The sequence below is a fragment of the Chryseobacterium lathyri genome, from assembly GCF_003290185.1.
Taxonomy (GTDB): Bacteria; Bacteroidota; Bacteroidia; order Flavobacteriales; family Weeksellaceae; genus Chryseobacterium; species Chryseobacterium lathyri.
Genome location: NZ_QNFY01000007.1, coordinates 127,706 through 154,298, shown reverse-complemented (window position 1 = coordinate 154,298; position 26,593 = coordinate 127,706). Strand labels below are relative to the sequence as shown.

The window sequence follows — 26,593 nt, the reverse complement described above, 5'->3', positions numbered from 1 at the left end:
AATTGACCGCGAAGCAAATTCACAATTGTCAATTCACCATCAACAATTATCTGTCGGTGCAATTTTTGCATCTTTAAAACAAAGCTTTGAATTATGAGATTTGAAAACAATAAATCAGGAAACGGCGGTGTTCTAACATTGAACAATGAAATAAAAGAAGTCGGAAGGCTTACCTATACTATTTTTCCGGAAGAAAATAAGTATATTATCTCTTTTGTATTAGTTCATCCGGAATTTGAAGGTCGCGGAATGGGAAAATACTTGGTTGAAGAAGCTATAAAATTTGCCCGGGAAAATAATTGGAAAGTATACCCTCACTGTTCTTACGCAAGAGCCGTGATGACAAGAATGAGTGATGTAGATGATGTTTTTTTAAAGAATTAAAACTTCATTGACCAGGATTTCTTCAATATCATCAGGATAATCTACTTTTAAATGATGATCTGAAGCCACCCATTCCATAATTTCCTGAAGATTTAAGACTTTAGAATTCGGAATTCCCATAAGATTTAAAGCACTGGCATTACATTCCTGTTCATACTGGTTATGAATAGGGATCACAAACAGTTTTTTATCCAGAAAAAGGGCTTCTGCAGGAGTCTCAAAACCGGCATTACATAAAATGCCGTCACAGCTCTCAAAATATTTCAGATACTCTACCTCGTCAATAGGAAAAACTTCTACATTTTTAACTTTAACCTGTACCTTGCTGTGCTTGGAAAATACTTTCCACTGCACAGGAATCTGTTTTAGAACTTTGATGATATTCTCATCTGCAAAGCTGGGAAGATAAACAAGATAATATCCTTTTTTATCCGGATTGAGGTTCCGGATTTTATGTCTGATTACCGGTTTTTTAATTTGTGGATGATAATTTTCAAAATGAAACCCTATCTTCCTTTCACTCGGAACATAATATTTCAGGATCAGCTCACCCAGAAAATCTTTTTTTTCAGGCTTAGGCGTTTCAGGAAAGCTCATGGAAGCCTGATGACTCAATTCAATCATTGGAAGCTTTTTCAATTTACTGGCCCAACCAGTCAGAGGTTCGTAATCATTAATGATCAGATCATATTGTGAAAGGTCCAATTCATGGATTGTTTTTGCAGCTTCAAGAAACTTATTCTCGGTAAACGTTTTGCGGTAGGATAAGCCTCCTGTTTTGTTATAAAGAAGGGAAATCCCCCTATGTTGGAAATTAATGTCAAAACCAGCCTTTAACTGCGACTGATGACCACTGATCAATGTATCAACCGAGGCATATTTTTTGAGAATGGGGATTATTTCCTGCGCTCTGGCAATATGTCCGTTCCCAGTCCCTTGAAATGCATACAGTACTTTCATTTAAGAAAAATTAGTTACTATTTTCAGAAGCTCGGAACTGTCCATGTCCTGGATTTCTTCTACTTCGTCGTCTTTAAGTGAATCTTTGTGGTCGTCATAATAGAATATTTTCCATTCCTTATCATGATATTCGAGAGCTGAGAGATTTTCAATCCAGTCCCCTGAGTTCAGATAAGTACAGGATCCTTTTTTAGTGATGACTTCACGGATCTGAGGCTGATGGATATGTCCGCAAATCACATAATCATAATGATTGTCAATGGCTAATTCGGAAGCAGTCAATTCGAAGTCGCCGATATATTTAACTGCCTTTTTTACATTGTTTTTGATCTTCTTGGAAAATGAATATTTTTCTCTGCCCATTTTCTCTAAAAACCAATTGACAACATTATTAATGACAATCAGTAGATCATAACCTTTTCCGCCAAGCTTTGCGATCCACTTGGAATGCTGGACAGAGGCATCAAAAACATCTCCGTGAAATATCCAGGTTTTCTTTTGATCAATATCAAGACAAATTTTATTGCAGACCTTCAGTTTCCCCAGTTCAAAATCAGTAAACTTGCGGAACATCTCATCATGGTTACCCGTGATATAGTAGACCTGTGTATTTTTAGTAGCCAATGAAAGAATCTTTTTGATCACTTTCAAATGAGGTTTAGGGAAGTAAGACTTTTTAAACTGCCAGATATCAATGATATCACCATTCAAAACTAACGTTTTAGGCTGAATGGAATTCAGATACCGCAGCAGTTCTTTAGCCTTACATCCATAAGTTCCCAAATGAACATCCGATATAACAACTAATTCAACGTTTCTTTTCATAGTTTTATACAAAGAAACTAATTGAAAGTTAACTGTATATGAATGCTATATTATTTTTACAGTGAGTTCATTAGCTCATCTGTGATTTCCATATTGTGATAAACGTTCTGCACATCATCATCATCTTCGAAACGCTCAAGCATTTTCATATTGGCTTTGAACTGCTCTTCATTTACTTCTTTGGTGTTATTCGGAATTCTCTGAAGTTCTGCACTCTTTGCCTCAATTCCCAATTCGTCTAATTTATGAGACAATGAACCGAAATCTTCAAAAGCTGTAGTGATCATTACTTCATCCTCATCTTTTTCCACATCTTCAGCACCTCCGTCAATCATTTCCATTTCAAAATCATCCCAATCCATTTTAATCTGAGCCAAATCCAGGCTGAAAATTCCTTTTCTGTCGAAGATAAAAGCTAATTCACCATTCTTACCAAGGTTACCATCAAACTTGTTGAAAATTGCTCTTACATTGGCAACAGTTCTCGTTGTATTGTTGGTTGTACACTCAACAAAAAAAGCAACACCGCCTTGTCCATACCCTTCGTAAGTAACTTCTTCGTAGTTTTCCGCATCAGCGCCACTTGCTTTTTTGATGGCTCTTTCTACGTTGTCTTTGGGCATATTCGCACCCTTGGCATTCTGGATACATCTTCTTAAAGCAGGGTTGGCTTCAGGATCTGTTCCTCCGGCTTTTACTGCCAGTGCAATATCTTTACCGATTTTAGAGAATGTTTTGGCCATTTTATCCCATCTGGCCATTTTAGAAGCTTTTCTATATTCAAATGCTCTTCCCATTTTAATTTTTAAATTTCAACAAAATTAACTAAAAGTCAACAAAAAAAAAATACCCCCAAAAAATTGGAGGTATTTATTATTTAGAAAAATTAATTATTTTTTCTTTTTAACTACTTTTTTCTTAGTAGTTTTTTTCTTAGCTACCGCTTTTTTCACTGGAGCATCTTCATAATCTTTCTTAGAGATTGCATTCCACTCGTTAGCATCTTCGATAGCAGTTACGATAACTTTTCTATCAGCTTGTCTTTCAGCATCAGAAGCTTTTTCAGAAACTGTAGCTTTAGTTTCACCAACTCCGATTGATTTAAGAGCTGTAGCATCTACACCTCTAGCTTCTAAAGCAGAAACTACAGAAGCAGCTCTTTGTCTAGAAAGTTTCAAGTTGTATTCAGCAGCACCTTTAGCATCAGTTTGACCTTCAACTAGGTAGTTACCTCCGTCAGTCTTGATGATTTTAGCAGCGTTATCTAGTTTTGCGCTAGATTCTGGTCTGATAGTCGCTTTATTGAAGTCAAAGAAGATTCCTTTAAGAGCTTCTGTAGTTTCAATAGCAGTTTGTTTCTTAGGCTTAGGACATCCGTTGTATTCTGGAAGACCTGGAACTGTAGGACAAGCGTCATCTTTATCTAAGATTCCGTCACCGTCTGTATCTGGCCAAGGACAACCGTTGTTTTCAGCAGGACCTGCAACTGTAGGACAAGCATCATCTTTATCGATAACACCATCACCATCTGTATCTGGCCAAGGACAACCGTTGTTTTCAACTGGACCAGCTACTTCTGGACATTGATCGTCTTTATCTGGAACTCCGTCACCGTCAGTATCAGGACATCCTTGGAATTCTGGTAAACCAGGAGTATCTGGACAAAGGTCATCTTTATCTAGGATACCATCCTTATCTCTATCTCTGTTACCGAATCTGAATAAGATCGATGCGGAAGCTTGCCAGAAGTTAGCATAATTAGCTTTATCTCCTGGAGTTGATACATAATCTCCTTGGATACCAAGACCGAAGTTTTTAGTTACCCAGAAGTTAGCACCAGCACCTGTAGAAACTGTAAAGTGGTTAGCTTTACCGCTTTCGTTACCACCGTCTCCGTTAGTAACAAGCTCTCCTCTATAATCATATCTAGGGAAAGAAAGAGCAGTGTAGTCATGTCTTAGGTAGTTAGCACCAACTCTCAAATATGGATCGAACCAAGATTCTTCATCCCATAGAAGACCAGCTGCTTTAGCCTGGAAACCAAGACCTGTCATTAGGAAAAATTCTTTTCCCATGTTGAATCTCTTGTTATCTACATTACCTACGGAAGTCTGCCAGTCGATAACTAAACCTTTACCGATGTTTCTAGCAACTGTTAATTTAGATAATGGAGGTGTAATAGAGAAGTTGTTCATATTGAACATCGTCTTCGTTAAATTATTAGCAGAGAACGTATTACTAAAGTTGTTTCTCTGTGCCTTATGGTTTTCCGCATGAGCACCAACTCCGATCAACCACGGATTATTGGTAGTCTGGGCAAAGACAGTAGAGGCAACAGTAAGCGCCAATGCTGAAATTCCTAATTTTAGATTTTTCATAGAATTAAATGATTAAATAATTGATAATGCAAAATAAATATAATTTTTCTTTATATACAAAGTTTTTTGAATGATTTTTAACTTTTCTTTAATATTCTGTCCAGGTTACGTTTATTTTCTCTATCTTTTATCGCCTCCCTTTTATCAAAGAGTTTTTTTCCTCTAGCAAGCGCAATGAGCACCTTTGCTTTACCCTTGTCTGTGATATATAGCTTAAGAGGTATAATTGTGTTACCAGCATCCTTTAACTTTTTTTCAAGTTTCTGCAATTCTTTTTTGTGCAACAGCAATTTCCGTTCCCTTTTTGTTTTGTGATTATAAAAAGTTCCCAATTTATACTCATCAATCATCATATTAATAATGTATAATTCCCCATCAATAAACTGACAGAAAGATTCTGTAATGGATGCTTTGGATGAGCGCAAAGATTTTATTTCTGTACCCGTCAGAACCATCCCTGCTTCAAATTCTTCAAGGATTTCGTATTCAAAACGGGCTCTTCTGTTTAATATACTTACTGTTTTTTCGATCTTCATTGTAAAAAATTCGTGATTATACTGATGGGTTACGTTCAATCTTCTCATTAAATCGCCCCTTTGGGACTTCTCCCTATTTATTTTGTTAATGAAATATAGAAAAAATACCCCATATTTAAAAACTTGACTATTACATTATTACGAAATACCCAAATTCTTTTCGTAATTTTGCGCCAAATTTACAAAACTATATGTTAACAGTATCTAACTTATCTTTACAATTCGGGAAAAGAGTTCTTTTTGACGAGGTAAATATTATGTTTACCAAAGGAAACTGCTACGGGATTATCGGAGCAAACGGTGCGGGGAAATCTACATTCCTTAAAATATTAACAGGAAAGCAGGATCCTACTACAGGGCATGTATCTTTGGAGCCGGGGAAAAGAATGTCAGTTTTGGAGCAGGATCACTTTGCTTATGATCAATTTACTGTTCTTGAGGCTGTTTTAAGAGGAAATAAGAAATTATACGAAATAAAAGAAGAAATGGATTCTTTATATGCTAAAGAAGACTTTTCTGATGAAGACGGAATCAAAGCAGGTGAGCTTGGTGTAATCTATGATGAAATGGGTGGATGGACTGCAGAATCTGATGCGCAGACGATGCTTTCAAATGTTGGGATTAAAGATGATATGCACTGGCAGATGATGAGCGAACTTGAGAACAAGGACAAGGTAAAGGTTCTTTTGGCTCAGGCTCTTTTCGGAAATCCGGATGTACTGATCCTGGATGAACCTACGAATGACCTTGACATTGATACGATCTCTTGGTTGGAAGATTTCCTTGCCGATTATGAGAACACGGTAATCGTTGTTTCTCACGACCGTCACTTCCTGGATACGGTTTGTACGCACATCGGAGATTTGGATTATGCAAAACTTAACCTTTATACAGGTAACTATACTTTCTGGTACCAGGCTTCTCAGCTTGCCACAAGACAGAGAGCTCAGGCTAATAAGAAAGCAGAAGAAAAGAAGAAAGAACTTCAGGACTTCATCGCAAGATTCAGCTCTAACGTTGCAAAGGCAAAACAGGCTACAGCCAGAAAGAAAATGATCGATAAACTGAATATCGATGATATCAAACCTTCTTCAAGAAGATATCCGGCCATTATTTTCGAAATGGAAAGAGAGGCAGGTGATCAGATTCTAGATGTAAAAGGTCTTGAGAAAACAAAAGACGGAGAACTTCTATTCTCAAACATTGATTTAAACCTTAAGAAAGGTGATAAAGTTGCTGTGTTGTCTAAAAACTCTTTAGCGATCACAGAATTTTTTGAGATTCTTGCAGGAAATGTTCAGGCAGATAAAGGAACAGTGGCTTGGGGAGTTACCACAAACCAATCTCATATGCCTTTAGATAACACCAATTTCTTCCAGGAAGATTTAAGCCTGGTTGACTGGTTAAGACAATTCACCAAAAATGATGAAGAGCGTCATGAAGAATTTGTAAGAGGATTCTTAGGAAGAATGCTTTTCTCTGGTGATGAAGCTTTAAAGTCTTGTAAAGTACTTTCAGGAGGGGAAAAAATGAGATGTATGTTCAGCAGAATGATGCTTCAGAAAGCCAATGTTTTATTATTGGATGAACCTACCAACCACCTTGATCTTGAAAGTATCACGACCTTGAACAACTCATTGTCTAACTTCAAAGGAAATCTTTTATTAGCATCCCATGACCACGAAATGCTTCAGACAGTCTGTAACAGAATCATTGAACTGACTCCTTCAGGAATTATTGACAGAGAAATGACTTACGATGAATATCTTGCAGACAAAAAAGTAAAAGAAATCAGAGAAAAAATGTATTCTTAATTCTTTAAGACCATATTAAAACTCAATATAATTAAAATTCCTCAAAGTTGTCTTTGAGGAATTTTTATTTTAACTGAAGATTGTATTATTTGGTAAGCTTCGTTTTAGGAATAGCAATTGTTCCCGGATCCTTCCATAAACCGTCTTTTTCAGCTCTCTTCTTAATCGCCTGGGCTCTTTTTTCACTGTCAGGGTGAGAGTTGAACATTTTCTGAAAACCAGTCTGAGTACTTCCTTCCGAAAGCAAAGCCAGTTTTTTGAATGCTGAATACGCCCCTACTACGTTATAGTTATTAGTTTTCATAAAATCATAAGAGTAAGTATCTGCCTCTGATTCCTGTTTCTTGCTGTGTGAAGCATCCAGAAAAGCGTTGGCCATCTGCCCTATCTGACTATCATTTAACGTTGCTACAGCTCCTGATGCTGATGATGCCGCATCCAGTGCTGCTGCCTTCAGGTAGGCAGATTTAATAGCGTCTTTGGTGTCCTGATTCTTTACGTGTCCTATTTCATGTCCGATCACTGCTAATAATTCATCATCCGTCATGATATCCATTAATGAAGAAAATACACGAACACTTCCGTCTGCACAGGCAAAAGCATTGATATCCTTTACTTTATAAACTTTATAGTTTAAAGCAAGTCCATCCTGAGATTTATGTTTTCCGAAAAGCTTGTTAAGTCTTACTGTATAAGGATCTTTAGGTCCTGCAACCGGATTGTTCTTATCCATCCAGTCAACCGATTCTTTTGACAGTTTTACTGCGTCTTCATTGGTAAAGGTAAGGGCTTTTGCTCCTTTAGAAACAACGCCTGCAGCCTTTCCAAGATTAATTTTCTGTGCCGATACAGCATTCATAGCGCCTAAGAATAAAAGGCAGAGTGTAATTTTTTTCATGATTATTTTAATTTGGACCGCGAAGATAGATATTTTTTTCAACAATCAGTAAGTCAAGTTCAACCTTAATCATTTCAAAATGCTATTTTTTTTCCTTATTTTTGTGAAATGAGTCAGAAATGGATTTACAAGCCCGAACCCGATGAGGAAGTTGTGGACAGATTAAGTTCGTCACTTGGTTTTGGTACTTTTGAATCTAAACTCCTCGTTCTAAGGGGAATTGACAATTATCAAAAGGCCAGAGAATTTTTTAAGCCCAACCTCAACGATATACACAGCCCATTTTTAATGGCAGATATGCAGAAAGCTGTAGAACGTATCGCAACTGCAATTGAAAATGGCGAGAAAATACTGGTGTATGGAGATTATGATGTAGACGGAACTACGGCTGTTGCTTTGATGTACCTTTACCTCAGCAAAATTGTTGAGAAGAAATATCTAGATTATTATATTCCCGACAGGAATTCTGAAGGATACGGAATTTCTACCGAGGGTATTGATTTCGCCAAAGAAAACGGTTTTTCCCTGATCATCGCTCTAGACTGCGGTATTAAAGCGACCGATATGGTACAATATGCCCAGGATAAGGGTATTGATTTTATCATCTGTGACCATCACCTGCCTGGTGAAGAGATCCCTAATGCAGTAGCTGTTCTGGATCCGAAAAGAAACGACTGCAGATATCCGTTTAAAGAACTTTCGGGATGTGGTGTGGGCTTTAAGCTCTGCCAGGGACTGAATACCATCTATAAAATTCCTGAAGCCGAACTGTTTGAGCTAACTGATCTTCTGGCTATTTCTATAGCAGCAGATATTGTCTCAATGACCGGAGAAAACCGGGTTTTAGCTAAAATGGGATTAAAAGTTCTCAGAAAAACAAGAAATCTTGGATTAAGATTATTGATTCCTGAAGATAAGCTTTCTCATTTTGAAATTTCAAATATTGTCTTTGAAATTGCTCCGAAAATCAATGCTGCTGGAAGAATTTCCCAGGGAAAAGCTGCGGTAGAGTTGATGGTTTCTGATAACCTGAAACATGCCAATCAGATCGTCAGCGATATTATGGACCTTAATGACGAAAGACGTGAGCTTGATATGAATTCCACGCTTTCTGCTTTGAACCAGATTATTGAATCCCAGCAGCAAACAAAATATTCCACCATTGTTTATCATCCTGAATGGAATAAAGGTGTGATCGGTATTGTGGCATCAAGACTTATTGAGACTTATTATAAGCCTACTTTGGTATTTACTGACGGCAACAATGGGGAAATGGTAGCGTCTGCAAGATCGGTTTCTGATTTTGATGTTCATGAAGCGCTTGATATGTGTTCTGAATATTTCCTGAAATTCGGTGGACATCATGCCGCTGCAGGACTTTCGATGGAAAAGGATAAATTTGAGGCTTTCAAAATAAAATTTGAGAAAATAGTTTCTGAAAAGATTCAGGAACACCAGCAGGAACCTTCTATCACGATAGATTCTGAGATCAAAGTGGATGAGATTAACAGGGAATTCATCAACTTCCATAGAAAACTGGCACCATTCGGCCCTCACAATATGAAGCCTATTCTTACCCTGACTGACCAAAAACTGTCCGGATATGTAAAAACAATGGGAAAAGACAACAATCACCTGAAATTTTACATCAAGCAGGAATCTACGGGTAGAAATATAGAATGTGTAGGCTTTAAGCTTGGTCAATATGTAGAAGATTTTAAAAATAAAAAGTTTGATCTTGCCTTTACCTTAGAAGAAAACCATTGGAAAGGAAATGTAACCCATTATTTGAATATAAAAGATGTAAAGTTCAGGGACTAGCCACAGCTGCTATCTGTTACTTACCATCTGCTACCTGCAATCCATGAAAAAAATCGGCTTATTTTTTGGTTCTTTCAATCCGATCCATATCGGACATTTAATTCTGGCTAATTACATTCTGGAAAATTCCGACATGGATGAACTGTGGTTCGTTGTAAGTCCGCAGAATCCTTTTAAAGATAAAAAATCGCTGCTGAAAGATCACAACAGACTGGATATGGTGCAGCTTGCCGTAAAAAGCTATCCGAAGATGAGGGCTTCAAACGTAGAGTTTTCACTTCCTAAGCCAAGTTATACCATAGATACGCTTACCTATCTTCATGAAAAGTATCCAAACTGTTCCTTCAGCCTGATTATGGGTGAAGATAACCTGGACAGTCTTCATAAATGGAAAAATTCCGATATTTTGATCAAAAATCACCATATTATTGTTTATCCAAGGGTTTTTGAAGGAGAAAAGAAAGATTCTGAATATCTTCAGCATGAAAACATTTCGGTTATTAAGGCTCCGGTTATTGAACTTTCTGCTACTGAGATCAGAAATATGATCAAGGAGGGAAAAAATGTACGCCCAATGCTCCCTCCGGAAGTGTTTGAATATTTGGACGGAAGCAGTTTTTATAAGTAATTTTGCAATTAAGAAGTTAAAAGCCAGACTTTAGAAGTTATTTAGGTACAATACAATCTAGTTCTCGACTTTTAATTCTTACCTTATACTTACCATATGAATTTCATCGAAAAGTTTTTCTCAAAATATCCTCAGGAAAAAGTCATTAAATGGTTTAAGCAAATCTGTTTGGCAGAAGCCGTTTCATGGTTTTTTCTATTTACCGCAATGACCTGGATACGTATTGATCCTGAAGGTGTTGTCCCAATCGTATATATCAGTACTATTGGTAGTATTCACGGATTATTTTTTACACTTTACCTGATCTTTCTACCTGTAATAAGAAAAATATACACGTGGGATGACGAAGACAGTGTCTTTGCATTAATTTCCGCGTTTTTCCCTTTTGCTACCATCTGGATAGACAAAAAACTAGCCCGTTTTGACAGAGAATAACAGTGTGATATAAAAAAAGGACCAAAATGGCCCTTTTTTATTTAAGTTACTTTTAGATGATTAAAGATCTCTTAGAACATGTCCGTTTGCTATGAAAGTATGGCTTCCGTTCGTATCCGTATAAGTTCCGTTAACCGTAAAATCAATATACGCTCCTACTGCTCCGAAATTAGTCACCTGAACCACTACATTTCCTGTAGTAGGATTGAAATATCCTCCTGAAAACTCAAAAGTATAATCTGTAGTAAAGCTTCCCGGAACTCCAAGCATATTATTTTGAATCATATAGAAAGAATTTCCGGCAGGTGATGCAGAATTAATTCGTAATTGTTTTGCCGGCATATTGGGAGAAGTTGGAGTAAGACCAGACCATTGAGCATACATACTTCCCAAAACGTACCTCACATTTTGATTATCAATTTTATAACTGATAAATTCATTAACCGAATTACAAACCGAAAGATTGCTAAAATTCATAACCGGTAAATTGGCTGTAAAAGGAATTTCTCCTGAAGTCTGCAAATTAGTATAATCATAGCCTTCCAAAATAAATTGTGGATTAGCTGTACATGAGTAAACATTAAATGAAAAAGTACCTGTACTGCTTACCGGAACTGACGTGTACTGAAAATAGTTGGTTCCGGCCGCAGGTCTCAAAAGCACATAACCATCCGTAACATCAGTATTGGCACAGGTTTTCAAATTTCCCTGTATTATATACTGATTTCCTGTAGATGTTACTGTAATATCAGGCAGCGTCATGGTACTTCCCGCTACTACTGGTGCTACATTTGCAGTATAAACCACCGTGCTACATACATCATACACTTTAAGAATAAGAGTTTCATTTGCAGGAATAATTCCTGTAACTGTACCTAAATTATCTGTCATTCCATAGGTTTCATAGGTCTGGCTGCTTCTTTTTAAACTCACCTTTGTATTAACCATTGGCAACCCCGCAGGATTTTTCACCGTTACTTTCAGGATAGCCTGGGGAAACTGCGCATCGCAATTCCACCAGGAGAAATGACTTACTGTTCCTACATAAGTATTCCCAACCTTCGTTGCAGAACCTTCTTCCTTCCACATTCCCGTATTTTCATCGTATGACCATAGCGGTATTGTGTTCGGAGACATTGAAGTTTGTGAAGCATCAATGGGAACTGTCATTTCAGCAGTATGCCCGTTTGCAATCTGTAATTTTTGTCCTGAACTTCCTGTAAGCTGAACATGCACCATTCCAAAGGTTTCCATGATTCTTGCATTTCCTCCGGAGTTGGTTGCCAGGAGAGAACCGGGCATTAATTCGGTCAGATACTGATTGGATGATGCTAAATGATACAATGCAACATTTACACTTCCACTGTAAGCATTTCCGTTCGTATCTTTGAAACTTCCGTCGAATTTTACTTTTGTTCCGTTAGGTAAAGAAACCGCAGAAGTGGTTCCTGAATTAATACTTGCCTTTATGGTTGCAGGGATCATCATAATATTTACACGGTTTATTCCACTCGTAGGAACCATTACTCTTGAGCCGTCTACAAATCCGGATTTTGTTACTTTCACCAGGGCAAAGTTTTCCTTCACCTCTGCATTTTTAAAAGTAAAAAAACCTTTGAAATTGGTTTGAACCGTACTCGATCCGATTGTTACCGTTGCTCCGCTTACAGGATTTCCGCCTGTATCAAGCACTACTCCCTGAAAGTTTCTCTGTACTGTACTTCCAAAATTAAAATTAGATTCAGGGGTTGGGTTGTTGTCATCAACGTCTATATATGTTTCATTTTTACATGAAAATAGCAACAATAATAACAACAATAAAGGATAAAATTTTCTCATATGCTATTAATTTTTAGTTTACACTAAATTAATCATAAAATAGACACATCCATCTTTTATTAAATTTTTCATCATACTTTTTTTTAAATCTGATTAATTTTCAATCTCTGATGTAACAAAATTCCATATTGAATTGTCTAATTATGTAGAAACTCAAAAGTATTTAAATTTTAATTCAAATTTTAATCACTGTAAATCAATAAGTTAAATGTAAGTTAAAGATATTTTAAGTACTTTGTATTGCATGATACTGTTTTTATTATATATCTTTGCTATGTTAAATAATAACAGATACAAGCTATTAAACCACAAAAAAAATAATGACCATGAAAACTCATATTCTAATTGCCGCCTTATTTTTCAGCGGACTAGCAGCTGCCCAGCAATCAAAGGATACTCTGAAAGTAAAAAATATTGAAGCTGTGAATATCAAGAAGCAGGTTTTCAAAAAGCAAAGTGACCGTTTCATATATGATGTAGCTTCTTCTCCTATTGCAAAGGGAACCAATACGTTCAATCTTTTGAAACAAACTCCAATGATCTCAAGCATTGACGGAAAATCTCTTAAGATTATGGGAAAATCTGATGTGGTGATCTACATCAACAATAAAAAGTCCAATATGGATGCTGAGGCTCTGATCGAAATGCTGAAGGGAACTCCATCTGAAGATATCCAGAAAATTGAAGTAATTACAACACCGGGAAGTGAATACCAGGTAGAATCCAATGAAGGGGTGATCAATATTGTGATGAAAAAGAAGAAAAATGACGGCTACAACGGAACCCTGAAAATGAACAATGAACAGGCTTACTACAATAATCCTTCTGCAGGTGCTTCTTTCAATTTCAGAAAAAACAAATGGTCTGTGAATTCAAATTTCAATACGGGAAGCTGGACAGACCGCGAAAGGTATACTTTATCGAACGGAGATTCCACTTTCAGAAATGAATCTTTGGGATATAATGATGATCCGAATAAGAATGTGGGTGGAAGTGTGAATATCGATTACGAGATCAATAAGAATCACAGTTTAGGTTTTACCTACAACATGAGATATAATAAGAGTTTCAATTCAATTCTTGATGTAACGAACTGGCAAAACGGCGCACTTGTTAACAGAACCGTCAACAATGAGAACGCACAGACAAGAAATCACTCTTTCAATCTGAATTATGAAATCAAAACGGATTCCATCGGAAGCAAACTTACTTCGAATGTTTCTTATTTATGGTTCAACAGGGACAAAATGAGTACAAATGAAAGTTTCCCACTCAATAATGATAAGAAGAATAAGTACAGTGCACTGCAGCAGTCAGTTCCTCAGATCATTAATAATTATGCTGCGAACATCGACTACCTGAAAAAGACGGCAAAAGGCAACACATGGCTGATGGGAGTAAGCTACAACCACACCAATACGGATAATGATACGAGACAGGATGATATTGAAAATGGAGTGATCATCAATAATGAGAATCAGACCAATCATTTCATTTATAAAGAAAGAATCCTGGGTGCGTATCTTACGTATGAAAGAAAGCTAAGCGAAAAATTTTCAGGGAAAATAGGAACGCGTTATGAAATGACCAGAAGCAGTGGCGAGATTCTTGGTAAAACAAGTTTTGACAGAAATTATAACAATCTGCTTCCCTATCTTAATTTAAATTATGCCATCAGTTCAGATCATAATCTTACCTATAGTTTTTCAAGCAGGATCAGAAGGCCAAGGTTTTGGGAACTGAATCCATCTAGAACATATTTCACGCCTAATAACTATACACAGAACAATCCTTTCGTACTGGCTTCTAAATTTTACAATCAGGAACTCAGCTATATGTACAAAAATGCTTTTTTTGCCAACCTGAGCTTCAATTATGTAAAAGATGCTTCCAACCAAATACCACTGCAGGGAACTGTAACCGGACCGGAAAAGGATGAAAATGGAAACACGGTAATTGTTACCAGAAGGTTTTTAAGATATATAAGAACGAACTATGGTGACAACAAACAGTTTGGACTGACCTTAGGAATGAACAAATCCTGGTTCAAGGAAATCTGGACAACCAATTATTCGGTAAACCTGGGATATAACATCTATAAAGGCTCGGTAACGGAAGATCCTACCTCGGTTCCGGTTGCAGGCCAGACAGAAGTAGTTGAACCTTATGTAATCAATTTCAAAAACTTCAACATATCCGGTAATATCAATAATACGGTACGTCTTTCTTCAAATAAGGACTGGTTTTTAGGAGTTAATTATTACTACGGCAGCAAAGTAAAAATTGAAAGCGGAACATTAGGCGTAAGACAGAGCTTTGATGTGAGCTTAAAAAAGATCATGGGCAACTGGACCTTCGTAGCGGAAGTGTATGATGTATTTAACCAAAACTATAACAGCATACAGGGAATACAGCCTAACGGCAGCTATAATAATGTAGTCAATTTCGAATATCCAAGAATCCTGAACATCGGGGTAACCTACAATTTCGGAAACCAGAAACTGAAAAAGGCAAGAGAAATGAAATCGGCCAACGATGCGATAAAGTCAAGAACTTAAGTTTTATAAAAAATTACAATTACCACAAACCACCACAACCACTCCGTTTCAAAACGGTATTTAAATAGAAGAATCATGAAAAAGATCATTATACTGGCAGCAGCTATCTCAGGAAGCATAGTCTTTGCCCAGGAAAAGAAATCCGATACGGTAAAAACGAAATCTATAGAAGGCATTACACTTACAAAACAGGTTTTTAAGAAACAGAGTGACCGTTTTGTATATGATGTTGCAGCATCTCCGGTTGCCAAAGGAAACACCACTTTTGATCTGCTAAAGCAGACTCCGCTTCTGTCTTCAACGGATGATAAGACGTTAAAGATTGCAGGAAAAAACAATGCCCTGATCTATATCAACGGAAGAAAAACCAATATGGATTCTGAATCCCTGGTTCAGTTCCTGAAAAATACGCCGGCAGAAAATATCCAGAAAATAGAAGTGATTACGGTGCCCGGAAGTGAGTTTCAGGTGGAATCTTCAGATGGGATCATCAATATCGTTTTAAAGAAAAAAATGAGCGACGGCTTGAGCGGAAATATGAGAATGGCCAATTCACAAAACAAATACAATGCAAGCTCTGCAGCCTTTTCCATCAATTACAGGAAGGATAAGCTGGGAATCAGCGCCAATCTTAACGGCGGTGAAAATATAGAGGCTCAGACCTATACTTTAAGAAACGGAAACAGCCTTTCTTCCAACGAATCTAAAGGAGACATCAATGACCCGAATAAAAATTTAGGCGGTTACCTCAACGTTGATTATCAGCTTACAGAAAACAGCAATCTGGCACTAACATGGAATACCTGGGCCAACAGAAGCTATAATTCTACTGTAGATCTGTACAATACGGTTCGTTCCTATGATGCAGACAGCAAAGATTATATTTTTAATTACAGCAATTCAAAAAATAACGAGAATACCCGTTCTTATAACAATTCATTAAATCTGAACTATGAGCTTAAAACAGATTCTTTGGGAAGTAAGTTAAACCTTAATGCAGCCTACCTGAATTATAAGAGATTCCAGTATACTAATAACAGGACTCTTCTTCCAGATGCTTCCGGAAATTATTCTTTGCCGGGCAAGCAGGTGATCCAGGATCTGCCTCAGATTATTAATAATTTTTCGGGAATGGCCGATTATATTCAAAAGTTCAAGAATGATTTCACTGTATCCGTGGGAGGTAATTATAACAAAACCAAAACAGACAACGATACTAAAAATTACACCTACGAATTCGATAAAAAGGGTCAACTGGTAAAACAAAAACCGGAACCGAATCATTTTATCTATGATGAAAGTATTTACGGTGTTTATTTAACACTTGAAAAAAAGTTCTCTGATAAGTTTTCGGGAAAAGTAGGAACCAGATATGAAATCACACACAGTTTAGGAACTTCTGATAACGCTCCTACTGCCGATCTGAAAAGAATTGAGAGAAACTACAACAATCTTTTACCTTATCTGAGCCTGAATTATGCCATCAATGATAAAAACAATATTTCATATGCATTTTCAAGCAGAATGAGAAGACCGAGCTTCTGGGAAATAAACCCGGTAAGGAATATTTTGACTGAGGATAATTATACACAGAACAATCCTTTTGTAAAAGCATCTTCCACTTACAACCAGGAACTTACGTATATGTATAAAAATTCATATTTCCTGATTTTAAATCATTCCTACTTTAAAGATGTAATTACACAGGTTCCGCTGCAGAGAGACATTCTGAAACCGAGAATTGACGCACAGGGAAATCCTGTCCCTGGCCCAAATGGACAGCCAATTATGGATCCTTACACCCAATTGAGGTACATCCGTACCAATTTTGGAGATAAGCAGGAGATGTCTGCAATGGTGGGAATACAAAAATCCCTTTTCAAACAATACTGGACAACTAACTTTAATATTGGCGTACAGCATAATATCAACAACGGAAGTTTAAGTATAGATCCTACTTCGGGAGATGTTTTCCCAACTTATGAAAACAAAAGAAAATCAACGAGCATTGTTATTCAAACCAACAACACGATTCGTCTGGATAAAAAGAAAACATGGTTTGCCGGAGTTAATTACTTCTTTGTAGATAAGCAGCAGATCGAGCTTGGAGTATTGCGAAATCTTATGAGCCTGGATTTGAGTCTTAAAAAAATCTGGAACGACTGGACATTTGCCCTGAATGTAAATGATGTCTTAAATACAAATATCATTGAAATTGAAGATTACCAGGACAACGGAAACTACAACTATATCCACCAGAACCGATACAACAGAGGCATGACGTTAAGCATTACCTACAATTTCGGAAACCAGAAAGTGAAAAAGGTAAGAGACATCGAAGGAGCTTCTGACGCCATTAAAAGCAGAACAAGATAGAACTATCATTTCTTCATATCAATTATTTTGTGGTAAGATCCGTCGGAATTTCCGGCGGGTTTTTCTATCTTTATGATTATGGATAAAAGTTTTGTGATTATTCTGTATTTTTTTTCGATATCCCTTCTTTGGACCGGCTGCAAAGAAAAAACAGTGACTTTGGCTAAAGATATCAGTTTTGAAAAAGAAGAAAATATCCGGTACGGAAATGATCCTGAACAGAAGCTGGATCTTTATACTCCTAAAAATAGAGGCTCAATAAAGGGGATCTTTGTCATCATTCATGGTGGTGGCTGGCGAGGCGGAGATAAATCCCAGCTTACTTTCTTTACCCTTTCTATGATGAAAAAATTTCCTGATTATGCCTTTGCCAATATGAATTACAGATTGGCAGACAATCATTCCTTTATCCTTCCTAATCAAACAAAAGACATTGATAATGCCTTAGATTTATTAGTTAAAAAATCTGTGGAAATGAAGTTTACGCCTGAATTTATTTTGCTTGGAAACAGCGCAGGTGCCCATTTATCAATGTTATACGGTTACAATAGGATTTTCGACCATAAACATAGAAAAAAAGTGAAGGCAATTGTCAATATTGTAGGACCTGCAGATTTAAATAGTGCAGATTTCAGGAAATATTCCGACTATTCTTTTGTCGAAAAACATATGATAGATTCCTCAAAGCCAACTCCAACAGATATTACCCATCAAGATATTCCGAATCCTATTTTCTGGATTAATGAAACCTCTCCACCTACCATTTCTTATTATGGAAACAGGGATCAGGTCATTCCTATATCTCAAGAGAGAAAATTAGATTCTGCTTTGATTCAGAATAAAGTAAAATATGAAACTTATGAATTCAATGGCGGTCATCTGGACTGGGACAAGGCTCCGAATGATGAGTTCTTGATTAATAAAATTGCCGCTTTTCTTAAACAAACTGATAAAAAATAAACGCTTTGAGAATTTCAAAGCGTTTATTTTTCTATTCAGACTTTACAATTTCTGTTCTTTCCGAAACTCCATTCGAATTGAAAGCTTCGATCTGAAAATAATATGAATCGGTCCGGTCGGCTCCGGTGAAGAAATATTCATTCTTTCCATAAACCATAATGCTTCCATACAATTTATCCGGAGATTTTCCCCAATAGATCACATATCCGTCTGCATCCTGATTCTGCTGCCATTTCATCCAGATACTTCTTCTTTCACCGTATTTTTTAGGATCAGCTCTTAAAGGAACAAATCCTTCCACTTTCTTTGGTCTTTCACCTGCTCCTTTTCCAAATACTCTGAAACCACTTAATGCAAATTTTCCGGTAGGCATTTTCAGGTTTTCCATTTTAAGGAACCTTGCCTTAACTGGTTTTTCAAGCTCTACATAATCGTGGGGAACATCCTTGGTATTTTTACTTTTATCTACAACAACATTCCACTTCTTTCCGTCATGCGAGCCATAGATTTTATATTGATGCATTTTGCCCAATGTTTTCCCTAAAAATTCAACATCCTGATCTGCGTAATTGATCTGGATCGCATTGATTGTGGAAACTTCACCAAGATCTGTCTGAAACCATTCTCCGGAGTTTCCTGTTTTTGCACTCCAATACGTCTTGATATCTTCATCTACCGCTAGATTCGGCTGATAACCGCCTAAAGTAGATGAAACCTGAACTGGCTTATTATAATTCAGCAGCATCCAGCCTGCGAAAAGGCCCTTTGAGAAATCTTTACCCTGCGCATACTGCGGAAGATAGGTTGGGTAATCTCCGTAAGCGGTATTCGTGTACATTACATCATCCTTATCAAATCCTGCCGGCCAGATTCCTAGGCGCCTTTCAAAATTATTTTTAGTGGAAATAAAGATGGTTGACACATGCCACCAATTTTTGTAATTGTCCTCAAAAGTAGCTCCGTGTCCTGCTCCTCTTGCAAAACCTCCGGGTTTATAGGAAAAAGGATTGTGCTGCTGGTACTCAAAGCCTTCCAGAGGGTTTTTGCTGACATAAACGCCATCGGAATATCCGCTGAATTCGGTAGCCGGAGCCCCATACTGCATATAATATTTTCCGTTGTGTTTAGTCATCCATGCTCCTTCTACAAATGGCTGCAGGAAAACATTGTCATTATATTCCCCGAACCTTTCCCAACCGTGATCTTCAGGCTTCAGTTTTATAATAGGTTTTACAAAGCCTTCTGACTGCAGATTTTTAACCTTCACTTCAGTCCCCAGAAGCGGCCACTCGTTGCTGGATCCCCAGTAGAGATACAGCTTATTTTTGTCCTCATCATAATGGAATGCAGGATCCCAAGCGCCTACTTTCAAAGTATCTACAGCAATTTTCCAGTCGTCTTTGGTAGGATTGGTACTTTTCCAGATCGGGAAATCCTGTTCCCAGGTAGATCCGTAAACGTAAAGAGTGTCTTTCATTGCCCAAACAGCCGGAGCATTCAGGTCATGAATATATTTATTGTCTCTCAGGAATTTCCTCTTCACAAACTTCCAGTCCAGCATATCATCGCTGTACCAGTATCCTTCCTGGTTGGTAGAAAAAAGAAATAACTTATTTTTAAAATTAACAATCACCGGATCAGCGGTAGCACGGTGTTTTCCCTGTTTTGAGAAAGCTTCAAATGGTGTATAACCATAATCAATGTTAATGGGGTTACAGAATGTTTTCTGCTGGGCACCAACGAATATTCCCAACAGAACAGTGAATGATAAAAAGTACTGCTGTATCTTCATAGCTTTTTGCTTAAGCGACAAATTTAGGTAACTTTTTTTGGTTTCCTCCAAATAAAACCGTCAAGGAGATAATGAGACAGCTGAGGAATAACCAGAATAGGAACCAAAAACTGAAGGAAATTTTCCGAAACCCGGAAATCCAGTGAAAAATGTTCATTCCAGACCAGCACTTCCCACAAAAATTCTTCGAAGAATGCAAATCCCAGGATTACTCCAATAAATAGAAATATTCCGAGGACCGATTTAAAAATAGAAAGCTTGTCCAGCTGATGGTTTTCTTTCTGCCGGATTTCCCGGATGTAGACCAGTGCAATGTATGGAATCCCATGCGAAATGACGTTCAGAAAAGTAAAGACCAAATCATTGTTGAAATAGACGATTCCAAAGTACCATGAAAGATAGGTTCCCGCTATCAGAGCTATTTTAGGAATATTGAAATTTCCAGTTTTAAAGACTTCAAAAACCGTTTTTAAAATCCAAACCATTAATATGACAACGTAAATTATAGTAATGGGTTCGGTATAATCCGGCAGATTTTTAAGCCAGTCAAATTCATTTTCTACAAACCATGTAAAAGCACGTGGAGTCTTAAACCAATACAGCATAGGATAAACTGTAGCAGAATAAACAGCGACCTCATCTATCCTTTTGCTCCAGTTATTAAGTTCAAAACGGGCGTAAATCCTCATAAAACCGTACTGTTGACGGATAAAATGAAAAACAGCTGCCAACGCAAGGCCAGACCAGAACACCAGACTGCCGAACTGGAACAGGGCCACCCCCAAAAGCCAGCTCAGGACAGGAATTCCCCAATACAGAAGTTTCCTCTTCTGCACTTCTCCCTTTACAAAATAGGTTTTGAACAAAGTGGAATAAACATGCGCTACATCTACAAAAACAATAAGAAAAAGCCATGTGTAAAAGGAATGATTGTTTTCAAGCCCCTGAATCTGTTTCTGAAAGAGAAAAATAACGACCAGGATCAGGAAAGGCGGAGATAAAATGAACCACCAGTCTGTTTTTGCATTATGTATCCAAGGCTGTTTCATATCATCTGTTGTGCTGTTCTTAGTCCCTGATAAAAAGCTTCTTCAAAAATAGAAATCCCTGATAGATCTGTATGGGCAAAGAAAATTTTCCCATCAATGGGTTCTTTTGCCCTTTGGGTTTCTTCACCAAAAATCTGGCCCGGAACCGGAGCTATCATAGCATGCCCTATTTTATGGAAATCCATTTCTAAAATAAAATCTTCAATCAGCGGATGGGCTTTCTTTAAATCATCTAAAACTAAATTTTTAAGCTCACTTTCTTTCATGGAATACAGCTTACGCCTTGCTTTTCTACAGTCGCTGCTGGAAAAACTCCTGTAATAGGTGATCACTTTCTCTCCTATGATCTGCTCAACGTTCTGATGCTGGTCAAAAATATAGCCCAGTCCCGCAGAACCATAGATGACATTATCCCACGCCAGTTCTTCATCACCTCCAAACTCATTCTTTAACGTAATGGTCGTCAAAAGCCAGGGAACATAATTGAATGATGCTACTTTTTTACTGCTAAAAATTCTCTCAGCAATAAACTGAGGGCCTGTAAACAGTACTTTTTCAGCAGTGATTTTCACTGTCTTTTTTTTAAGGTTATCAAAGCTTAAAACCTCAACTTTATCATTTAGATTGACTTCAAAAACCAAATGACCGGACTTATGTTTCCCGTCCGTAAATTTTGAGAGATGTTTGGCTAGTCTTGCATTTCCCTCCGGCCATGTAAAGACCTGATCTTTATATTTTCTACTCCAGTTATTTTTTCTTCCCGCAAAATAATGGATTCCTGCCCAGGCAGAAACAAAATCAATTCCTAATCCATAATCGTCTCTGCAGGAATAATCCAACAGCCAAAGCAATTCTTCCGATGTATAATGATGCTCTTTCAGCCAGTCTTTAAAAATGATCTTTTCTAGTTTTACAGCATCATTTTCTATGCTTGAGTCATGGACGGGAATAGCAAACCAGTATTTTCCATGTGCATCTTTTTTCTGGCGGAAATCATCTATTGTTTTAAAGAAACGGTCAAATTCTTTCTGTACTTCTGCATCAGTTCCTTTCTGCGGAACAATATCATTCTGCCATACATTTTTGTAAAACAGTCTTTCCTGCTGTGGAAAAGTCATCTGATATTCATCCAGAACAGGGTCTCCGTTTTCGTCATCTCCCTGGTAGATTCCACAGTCCTTTAAAAAATCAATGAGTTCAGTATTTTCTTTATTGGGAAGGGGCAGATAATGTGCACCCAGAGGAAATTTTGAAAATTGATTCTGCCCGTTTGAAGAATTTCCGCCCAACCTGTTCTCCATTTCAAGCAGAAGATAATCATTTTGATTGTTCTGGCTTAAAAACCGGCATGCAGAAAGCCCGGAGATTCCGCCTCCGACGATGAGATATTTCGTGTAGATTTCTTCTGAAAATTTTGGAAAATCTTTGGCCCACAGCTTGTGTCCGAGAACATGATTGGTTCCAGTAATTTTAAGCATCAGAGATCTTCCTTTCTTTCCGCAGTACTGCAGAAAAGGAAGCATAAGGCTGCCTAGAAAAACTGTTGTAAGAAAATCTTTCCTATTGTACTTTCCTCCACTCTTCATCGAAATAACGGACTAATATCTGGTTATCCAGACGGTTAACTTCTACATCATTCACTTTCATGTCTTTGCTGAAATAAGAAAGCTGGGAAAAATTATAATCGTAATATTTTAAATTGGGAATCTTTCTATAGATCCTATTATTTACAGGTTCAAATGAAGCCATTGAAAAACCCCATTCTCCAAATGACGGCACATAGGTATGGTATGCTGAAGTAAATGGAAATATCTGATTGATCGTTTTTTCTATACACCAGAAAGATTTCGGAGCAAAATATGGAGATGTGGTCTGGACAACAATTTTCGTATCGGAACCAGCCAGTCTTTCCAGTTCTTTGTAAAACTGCAATGAATAGAGTTTTCCTAAACTGTAATTGGAAGGATCAGGAAAATCAATAATGATCACATTGAACTTCTGTCTGTTCTCTTTGACCCAAACGTATGCATCTTTGTTGATGATTTTGATTTTCGGATCAGATAAAGAACTATGGTTTAAGGTACGCATGGTTTCATTGGTTTGGAAGAAATCGGTCATTTCTCCGTCAAGGTCAACAAGGGTAATATTTTTTACTTCTCTATATTTCAGGACTTCACGTGCAGCAAACCCATCCCCACCACCCAAGATCAGGATATTCTCAATATTTTTTGCCATAGACATCGCTGGGTGCACCAACGCTTCATGATAACGGTATTCATCTGTGGAGGAAAACTGAAGGTTATTATTCAGGTACAGCCGAAATTCATGGTTATTTCTCGTGAGAACAATTCTCTGGTAGGGCGAGCTTTTGGTATAGACCACATTTTCACCGTAGAGTTTTTCTTCTGAATACGACAAAATCTTATCTGAAAAGATAAAAAGGGCAAGAAGAAATGTAAAAGCCCCAATGGATTTTATCTTTAAAGAAAGTGGTTTCGAAAGTTCTTTTTTAATATAAAAACATAAGAATATGGCGATAGAAACATTAATCAATCCAAAAAACAAAGGTGTTTTTACAATTCCCAGGTTCGGAATAAGCACGAGAGGAAACAGTATTGAGGCCAGTAATGCTCCAATATAATCAAAGGCAAAAACGTTTGATACTAAGTCTTTAAACCCTATTCTGTCTTTTAGGATATTCATCAAGAGTGGAATTTCCACCCCGACCAGACATCCGGTAAAGAAAACAAAAAGGTAAAGCACTGCCTCAAAATGGGCCAGGGTATTAAACAGGATAAATAAAACAACTGAACTTACCCCACCGACAATTCCCACAAGGATTTCGATCTCTACAAATTTATCGATGAGATTTCCTTTGATAAATTTGGCAAAATATGACCCTACCCCCATTGAAAAGAGATAAACGCCAATAATGAAAGAAAACTGTTTGACAGAATCTCCCAAAAGATAACTTGCCAATGCCCCTGCCACCAGTTCATAGATGAGCCCGCACGTTGCAATGACAAAAACCGAGAACATTAAAAGCAGCTCAAGAGGAATCCTCTTCTTATCCATGAATCGCAGCACTTATGATCATTGAAATTCCTATGATAAATGCTCCGAAAACAATCGCTAACGCGATATTTTTATTTTGTGAGATCTCATGCCATGTTTTTTCCGGGGTCAGTTTTTCGATAATGAAATAGCAAACCAAAAGAATGGCTATTCCTAAAATTGAGTATAACACAGAGTTGAATATCGGCAGTAGATTAATGTTATCCATAGTTTATATTTTTTATTTGTGGTAGTATCTGTAAAATCCTCTTCCTGTGGAGTGATTTCTGGTTGTTCCGTCCCGGTAGGTTTCTGTTTTGGCACAGTCGCAGAACTTATTTCCTGTAAAAGTAAGATAAACAAACCAGCTCAGAAAAAAGCCTCCGATAAGTAACAGTATCCAATTGGTCCTGATGTAGTGGGTTATTTTGTCCATGTCTTAATGGGTAGGATAAGGTGAATTGGAACTGTTTTTCCATTTATTGAGTTCAAAAATGCGTCTTCCCACAAAGCTGACCGCTATGAAGGTTAGTGACAAAATGATTACAATAGCGAAATTCCAAAATGATACCGGTTGCCATGCGGCCTTGATTTTCACAGAGCTGTTTCTTTCATATTTTTCCGGGTAGCCGGTTTCCAGGCTCATATTGGTAAGGACAGAGTCCAATTTTTTAATTTCCAACGGCTTTTCTGTCAGCTTATTTATTCCGCTAATTTCGTTTTTCAGTATTTCTTTTTCGGTATAGATGCTGATGCTTTTGTCTTTATTGTTCCGCATATAGAAATTTCCCAGGTCATTTTTAATCACTGAAAAATCTCCATTCTGTAGCTGATAGCCTGATTTGAAAGGATCTGCCGCTCCTCCTTCTTTTTCTGCAGAAATCAGGAAATGGTAGTTTCCGGGCGCTACACCGCAAAAATTAAATTCTTCACTCTGGCTTCCTTCGCTCCAGCTTTCTCCGTCTTCATAGCCGGAATATCTTTCTATATCTTTAGAGGTATAAGCTATTTCATTAGTCTTTTCATTAACAAGGCTTACGCCTACATTTGCCCAGGAGTTGTCTACTTCAGAGTAGGCATTCACTTCTAACGGAGCGGAAGCTCCTGAAAGGTTGAAACTTTTGCTTACCAGCTCTTTTTCATTTAAATCAGCAAATTTGATTTCCTGTTCAAAAAGGGTCTGATTAGTTCTTGACATCACCACATACAGCTGGATCAGACAGATTAGTAAAGCTGAAACTCCGATAATGTTGATCCCTTGCCTTACATCAAAGAAAAAAGGCTCTACAATTCCTATCCCTGAATAATCGGGGAGTTCTTTTAAGCCGAAAGCTTTTTTGATGGTGTATTTTGAGATATGATTTCCCTTAAAGAACTGTACTGAATTTCCACATTCTTCCCGTGAGATCATCTCGGTGCCGTTTACGTATTCTTTATATTTGGCAAGTTTAAAATCTATTTTATCTTCAAAAAAACCAGCTGCGGAATGAATACTGCAGGGTGTGGTTTCATACCATCTATATTTCCGCCCATCAGCAGTTTCTGCATAATGCTTAAAGTCTTTAAATGCTGAATCCAGTAAGTGGAGAAGTACCCAATGTCCATCATTTTCGCTTAAGTATACATTATTTCCGGATGGACCTTTCAGTGCATATTCCCGCCAGAAAATATTTTCTCCATATTTTTTAACAACAATATTAATTACATAGTATTCTGTCCCATAGATCGTTCCTTTCTGTCCGACTTCCAGGACTACATTTTCTACAGGCTTTTTAATGATTTTCCGAGAAGCATTTTTTTCTATTCCGATAAGGGAAGCACATGAATGGCATATGTATTCTTCAACAGAAAAATCTATTGCCAGTTCATTATTTTTTTCACAGACGGGACAAACGTAATACATTTTTTAACGGTGAATTTTGTGTTTTTGAATGACATCAGCATTGAAATACTGAACAATTTCATCTGCGATCTGCTCTACTTTCTGGGTATTATCCTGGGTATAGTTGCACAGAAAAACATCAAATGTAAGCTGTTTAAACTCTGGCCAGGTATGTATACAGAGATGGGATTCCTTAAGACACACGGCAGCAGTGAAGCTCTGGTTGTCAAAGACATGATCTGTAATTCCAACAATTTCCACTTCTTTAGTTTCTAAAATGGATTCTGTATATTTCAAAAAGCGACTGCAGTCTAATAACAAATCTTCTGACTGTGTTTCCAAAGTCAGAAGAATATGCAGACCTTTGCTTGATAATGGTTTCAATTATTTTTTTCGTAAATATA

General features: G+C 37.3%; 23 protein-coding genes. 8 read left to right on the top strand and 15 right to left on the bottom strand.

The window, feature by feature from the left end; translation table 11 throughout:
• Positions 1-93: 93 nt before the first annotated feature.
• Positions 94-384: a GNAT family N-acetyltransferase gene (locus tag DRF61_RS11685; RefSeq protein WP_111957169.1), complete on the top strand. Its 291-nt coding sequence runs from the start codon at positions 94-96 to the stop codon at positions 382-384.
• Here DRF61_RS11685 and DRF61_RS11680 read toward each other — a convergent pair.
• From DRF61_RS11680 to smpB, 5 genes are all read right to left on the bottom strand, one after another.
• Positions 373-1,344 carry a glycosyltransferase family protein gene (locus DRF61_RS11680; protein ID WP_111957166.1) on the bottom strand — a complete coding sequence of 324 codons (972 nt, stop codon included), beginning with the start codon at positions 1,342-1,344 and terminating at the stop codon, positions 373-375. The two genes, DRF61_RS11685 and DRF61_RS11680, sit on opposite strands and share 12 nt — an antisense overlap.
• Positions 1,345-2,169 (bottom strand): UDP-2,3-diacylglucosamine diphosphatase, encoded by an 825-nt coding sequence (locus DRF61_RS11675; protein ID WP_111957164.1) that lies wholly within the window; start codon positions 2,167-2,169, stop codon positions 1,345-1,347.
• 56 nt (positions 2,170-2,225) lie between these two features.
• Positions 2,226-2,966, bottom strand: a complete 741-nt coding sequence (locus DRF61_RS11670; RefSeq protein ID WP_111957162.1) for a YebC/PmpR family DNA-binding transcriptional regulator — start codon at positions 2,964-2,966, stop codon at positions 2,226-2,228.
• Positions 2,967-3,059: 93 nt separating this feature from the next.
• Positions 3,060-4,547 (bottom strand): OmpA family protein, encoded by a 1,488-nt coding sequence (locus DRF61_RS11665; protein ID WP_111957160.1) that lies wholly within the window; start codon positions 4,545-4,547, stop codon positions 3,060-3,062.
• Positions 4,548-4,624: 77 nt separating this feature from the next.
• Positions 4,625-5,083: an SsrA-binding protein SmpB gene (smpB, locus tag DRF61_RS11660; RefSeq protein WP_111957158.1), complete on the bottom strand. Its 459-nt coding sequence runs from the start codon at positions 5,081-5,083 to the stop codon at positions 4,625-4,627.
• A 191-nt stretch (positions 5,084-5,274) separates the two neighbouring features.
• On the opposite strand from smpB, the gene DRF61_RS11655 reads away from it, so the two are divergent.
• Positions 5,275-6,897, top strand: a complete 1,623-nt coding sequence (locus DRF61_RS11655) for an ABC-F family ATP-binding cassette domain-containing protein (RefSeq protein WP_111957156.1) — start codon at positions 5,275-5,277, stop codon at positions 6,895-6,897.
• An 85-nt stretch (positions 6,898-6,982) separates the two neighbouring features.
• On the opposite strand, the gene DRF61_RS11650 is transcribed toward DRF61_RS11655, so the two are convergent.
• Complete coding sequence (locus tag DRF61_RS11650) at positions 6,983-7,795, bottom strand: M48 family metallopeptidase (RefSeq protein ID WP_111957154.1); 813 nt, start codon at positions 7,793-7,795, stop codon at positions 6,983-6,985.
• 108 nt (positions 7,796-7,903) lie between these two features.
• Between DRF61_RS11650 and recJ the strand changes: the two genes are divergently transcribed.
• The 3 genes from recJ to DRF61_RS11635 all read left to right on the top strand — a co-directional run bounded on the left by recJ (position 7,904) and on the right by DRF61_RS11635 (position 10,679).
• The gene (gene recJ, locus DRF61_RS11645; RefSeq protein WP_111957152.1) at positions 7,904-9,616 is read left to right on the top strand and encodes a single-stranded-DNA-specific exonuclease RecJ; all 1,713 of its coding nucleotides are present in this window, start codon (positions 7,904-7,906) and stop codon (positions 9,614-9,616) included.
• Between the two features lie 43 nt (positions 9,617-9,659).
• Positions 9,660-10,244, top strand: a complete 585-nt coding sequence (nadD, locus tag DRF61_RS11640; protein WP_111957150.1) for a nicotinate (nicotinamide) nucleotide adenylyltransferase — start codon at positions 9,660-9,662, stop codon at positions 10,242-10,244.
• A gap of 96 nt (positions 10,245-10,340) precedes the next feature.
• Complete coding sequence (locus DRF61_RS11635) at positions 10,341-10,679, top strand: DUF3817 domain-containing protein (protein ID WP_111957148.1); 339 nt, start codon at positions 10,341-10,343, stop codon at positions 10,677-10,679.
• A gap of 60 nt (positions 10,680-10,739) precedes the next feature.
• Here DRF61_RS11635 and DRF61_RS11630 read toward each other — a convergent pair whose 3' ends face one another.
• A complete protein-coding gene (locus tag DRF61_RS11630) occupies positions 10,740-12,518 on the bottom strand; it encodes a carboxypeptidase-like regulatory domain-containing protein (protein ID WP_111957146.1) in 1,779 nt (592 codons plus the stop codon).
• A gap of 326 nt (positions 12,519-12,844) precedes the next feature.
• Between DRF61_RS11630 and DRF61_RS11625 the strand changes: the two genes are divergently transcribed.
• The 3 genes from DRF61_RS11625 (at position 12,845) to DRF61_RS11615 (ending at position 18,412) form a co-directional block, all read left to right on the top strand.
• Positions 12,845-15,076 (top strand): outer membrane beta-barrel family protein, encoded by a 2,232-nt coding sequence (locus DRF61_RS11625; RefSeq protein ID WP_111957423.1) that lies wholly within the window; start codon positions 12,845-12,847, stop codon positions 15,074-15,076.
• A 75-nt stretch (positions 15,077-15,151) separates the two neighbouring features.
• The gene (locus DRF61_RS11620; protein ID WP_111957144.1) at positions 15,152-17,452 is read left to right on the top strand and encodes an outer membrane beta-barrel family protein; all 2,301 of its coding nucleotides are present in this window, start codon (positions 15,152-15,154) and stop codon (positions 17,450-17,452) included.
• 153 nt (positions 17,453-17,605) lie between these two features.
• The gene (locus DRF61_RS11615; RefSeq protein ID WP_228452653.1) at positions 17,606-18,412 is read left to right on the top strand and encodes an alpha/beta hydrolase; all 807 of its coding nucleotides are present in this window, start codon (positions 17,606-17,608) and stop codon (positions 18,410-18,412) included.
• Positions 18,413-18,443: 31 nt separating this feature from the next.
• On the opposite strand, the gene DRF61_RS11610 is transcribed toward DRF61_RS11615, so the two are convergent.
• Genes DRF61_RS11610 through DRF61_RS11575 form a run of 8 tightly spaced genes read right to left on the bottom strand, consistent with a single transcriptional unit; the run spans position 18,444 to position 26,573 of the window.
• The gene (locus DRF61_RS11610) at positions 18,444-20,204 is read right to left on the bottom strand and encodes a discoidin domain-containing protein (protein ID WP_111957139.1); all 1,761 of its coding nucleotides are present in this window, start codon (positions 20,202-20,204) and stop codon (positions 18,444-18,446) included.
• 23 nt (positions 20,205-20,227) lie between these two features.
• Positions 20,228-21,253, bottom strand: coding sequence for a hypothetical protein (locus tag DRF61_RS11605; RefSeq protein WP_111957137.1), 1,026 nt, complete (start codon positions 21,251-21,253; stop codon positions 20,228-20,230).
• The gene (locus DRF61_RS11600; protein ID WP_111957135.1) at positions 21,250-22,839 is read right to left on the bottom strand and encodes an NAD(P)/FAD-dependent oxidoreductase; all 1,590 of its coding nucleotides are present in this window, start codon (positions 22,837-22,839) and stop codon (positions 21,250-21,252) included. The genes DRF61_RS11605 and DRF61_RS11600 overlap by 4 nt, the downstream gene beginning before the upstream one ends.
• Positions 22,814-24,328 (bottom strand): polyamine aminopropyltransferase, encoded by a 1,515-nt coding sequence (locus DRF61_RS11595; protein ID WP_111957133.1) that lies wholly within the window; start codon positions 24,326-24,328, stop codon positions 22,814-22,816. Before DRF61_RS11595 ends, DRF61_RS11600 begins: the two co-directional genes overlap by 26 nt.
• Positions 24,321-24,536 (bottom strand): DUF350 domain-containing protein, encoded by a 216-nt coding sequence (locus tag DRF61_RS11590; protein WP_111957131.1) that lies wholly within the window; start codon positions 24,534-24,536, stop codon positions 24,321-24,323. Before DRF61_RS11590 ends, DRF61_RS11595 begins: the two co-directional genes overlap by 8 nt.
• A 12-nt stretch (positions 24,537-24,548) precedes the next feature.
• On the bottom strand, positions 24,549-24,743 hold the full coding sequence (locus tag DRF61_RS11585) for a hypothetical protein (RefSeq protein ID WP_223558244.1): 195 nt from the start codon (positions 24,741-24,743) through the stop codon (positions 24,549-24,551).
• A 3-nt stretch (positions 24,744-24,746) separates the two neighbouring features.
• A complete protein-coding gene (locus DRF61_RS11580) occupies positions 24,747-26,210 on the bottom strand; it encodes a DUF4178 domain-containing protein (protein ID WP_111957129.1) in 1,464 nt (487 codons plus the stop codon).
• A gap of 3 nt (positions 26,211-26,213) precedes the next feature.
• The gene (locus tag DRF61_RS11575) at positions 26,214-26,573 is read right to left on the bottom strand and encodes an S-adenosylmethionine decarboxylase family protein (RefSeq protein ID WP_111957127.1); all 360 of its coding nucleotides are present in this window, start codon (positions 26,571-26,573) and stop codon (positions 26,214-26,216) included.
• Positions 26,574-26,593 lie beyond the last annotated feature (20 nt).

Coding starts and splice junctions, on each gene's coding strand:
- DRF61_RS11685 (WP_111957169.1), top strand. CDS start 94: ATGAGATTTGAAAACAATAAATCAGGAAACGGCGGTGTTCTAACATTG.
- DRF61_RS11680 (WP_111957166.1), bottom strand. CDS start 1,344: ATGAAAGTACTGTATGCATTTCAAGGGACTGGGAACGGACATATTGCC.
- DRF61_RS11675 (WP_111957164.1), bottom strand. CDS start 2,169: ATGAAAAGAAACGTTGAATTAGTTGTTATATCGGATGTTCATTTGGGA.
- DRF61_RS11670 (WP_111957162.1), bottom strand. CDS start 2,966: ATGGGAAGAGCATTTGAATATAGAAAAGCTTCTAAAATGGCCAGATGG.
- DRF61_RS11665 (WP_111957160.1), bottom strand. CDS start 4,547: ATGAAAAATCTAAAATTAGGAATTTCAGCATTGGCGCTTACTGTTGCC.
- smpB (WP_111957158.1), bottom strand. CDS start 5,083: ATGAAGATCGAAAAAACAGTAAGTATATTAAACAGAAGAGCCCGTTTT.
- DRF61_RS11655 (WP_111957156.1), top strand. CDS start 5,275: ATGTTAACAGTATCTAACTTATCTTTACAATTCGGGAAAAGAGTTCTT.
- DRF61_RS11650 (WP_111957154.1), bottom strand. CDS start 7,795: ATGAAAAAAATTACACTCTGCCTTTTATTCTTAGGCGCTATGAATGCT.
- recJ (WP_111957152.1), top strand. CDS start 7,904: ATGAGTCAGAAATGGATTTACAAGCCCGAACCCGATGAGGAAGTTGTG.
- nadD (WP_111957150.1), top strand. CDS start 9,660: ATGAAAAAAATCGGCTTATTTTTTGGTTCTTTCAATCCGATCCATATC.
- DRF61_RS11635 (WP_111957148.1), top strand. CDS start 10,341: ATGAATTTCATCGAAAAGTTTTTCTCAAAATATCCTCAGGAAAAAGTC.
- DRF61_RS11630 (WP_111957146.1), bottom strand. CDS start 12,518: ATGAGAAAATTTTATCCTTTATTGTTGTTATTATTGTTGCTATTTTCA.
- DRF61_RS11625 (WP_111957423.1), top strand. CDS start 12,845: ATGAAAACTCATATTCTAATTGCCGCCTTATTTTTCAGCGGACTAGCA.
- DRF61_RS11620 (WP_111957144.1), top strand. CDS start 15,152: ATGAAAAAGATCATTATACTGGCAGCAGCTATCTCAGGAAGCATAGTC.
- DRF61_RS11610 (WP_111957139.1), bottom strand. CDS start 20,204: ATGAAGATACAGCAGTACTTTTTATCATTCACTGTTCTGTTGGGAATA.
- DRF61_RS11605 (WP_111957137.1), bottom strand. CDS start 21,253: ATGAAACAGCCTTGGATACATAATGCAAAAACAGACTGGTGGTTCATT.
- DRF61_RS11600 (WP_111957135.1), bottom strand. CDS start 22,839: ATGAAGAGTGGAGGAAAGTACAATAGGAAAGATTTTCTTACAACAGTT.
- DRF61_RS11595 (WP_111957133.1), bottom strand. CDS start 24,328: ATGGATAAGAAGAGGATTCCTCTTGAGCTGCTTTTAATGTTCTCGGTT.
- DRF61_RS11590 (WP_111957131.1), bottom strand. CDS start 24,536: ATGGATAACATTAATCTACTGCCGATATTCAACTCTGTGTTATACTCA.
- DRF61_RS11585 (WP_223558244.1), bottom strand. CDS start 24,743: ATGGACAAAATAACCCACTACATCAGGACCAATTGGATACTGTTACTT.
- DRF61_RS11580 (WP_111957129.1), bottom strand. CDS start 26,210: ATGTATTACGTTTGTCCCGTCTGTGAAAAAAATAATGAACTGGCAATA.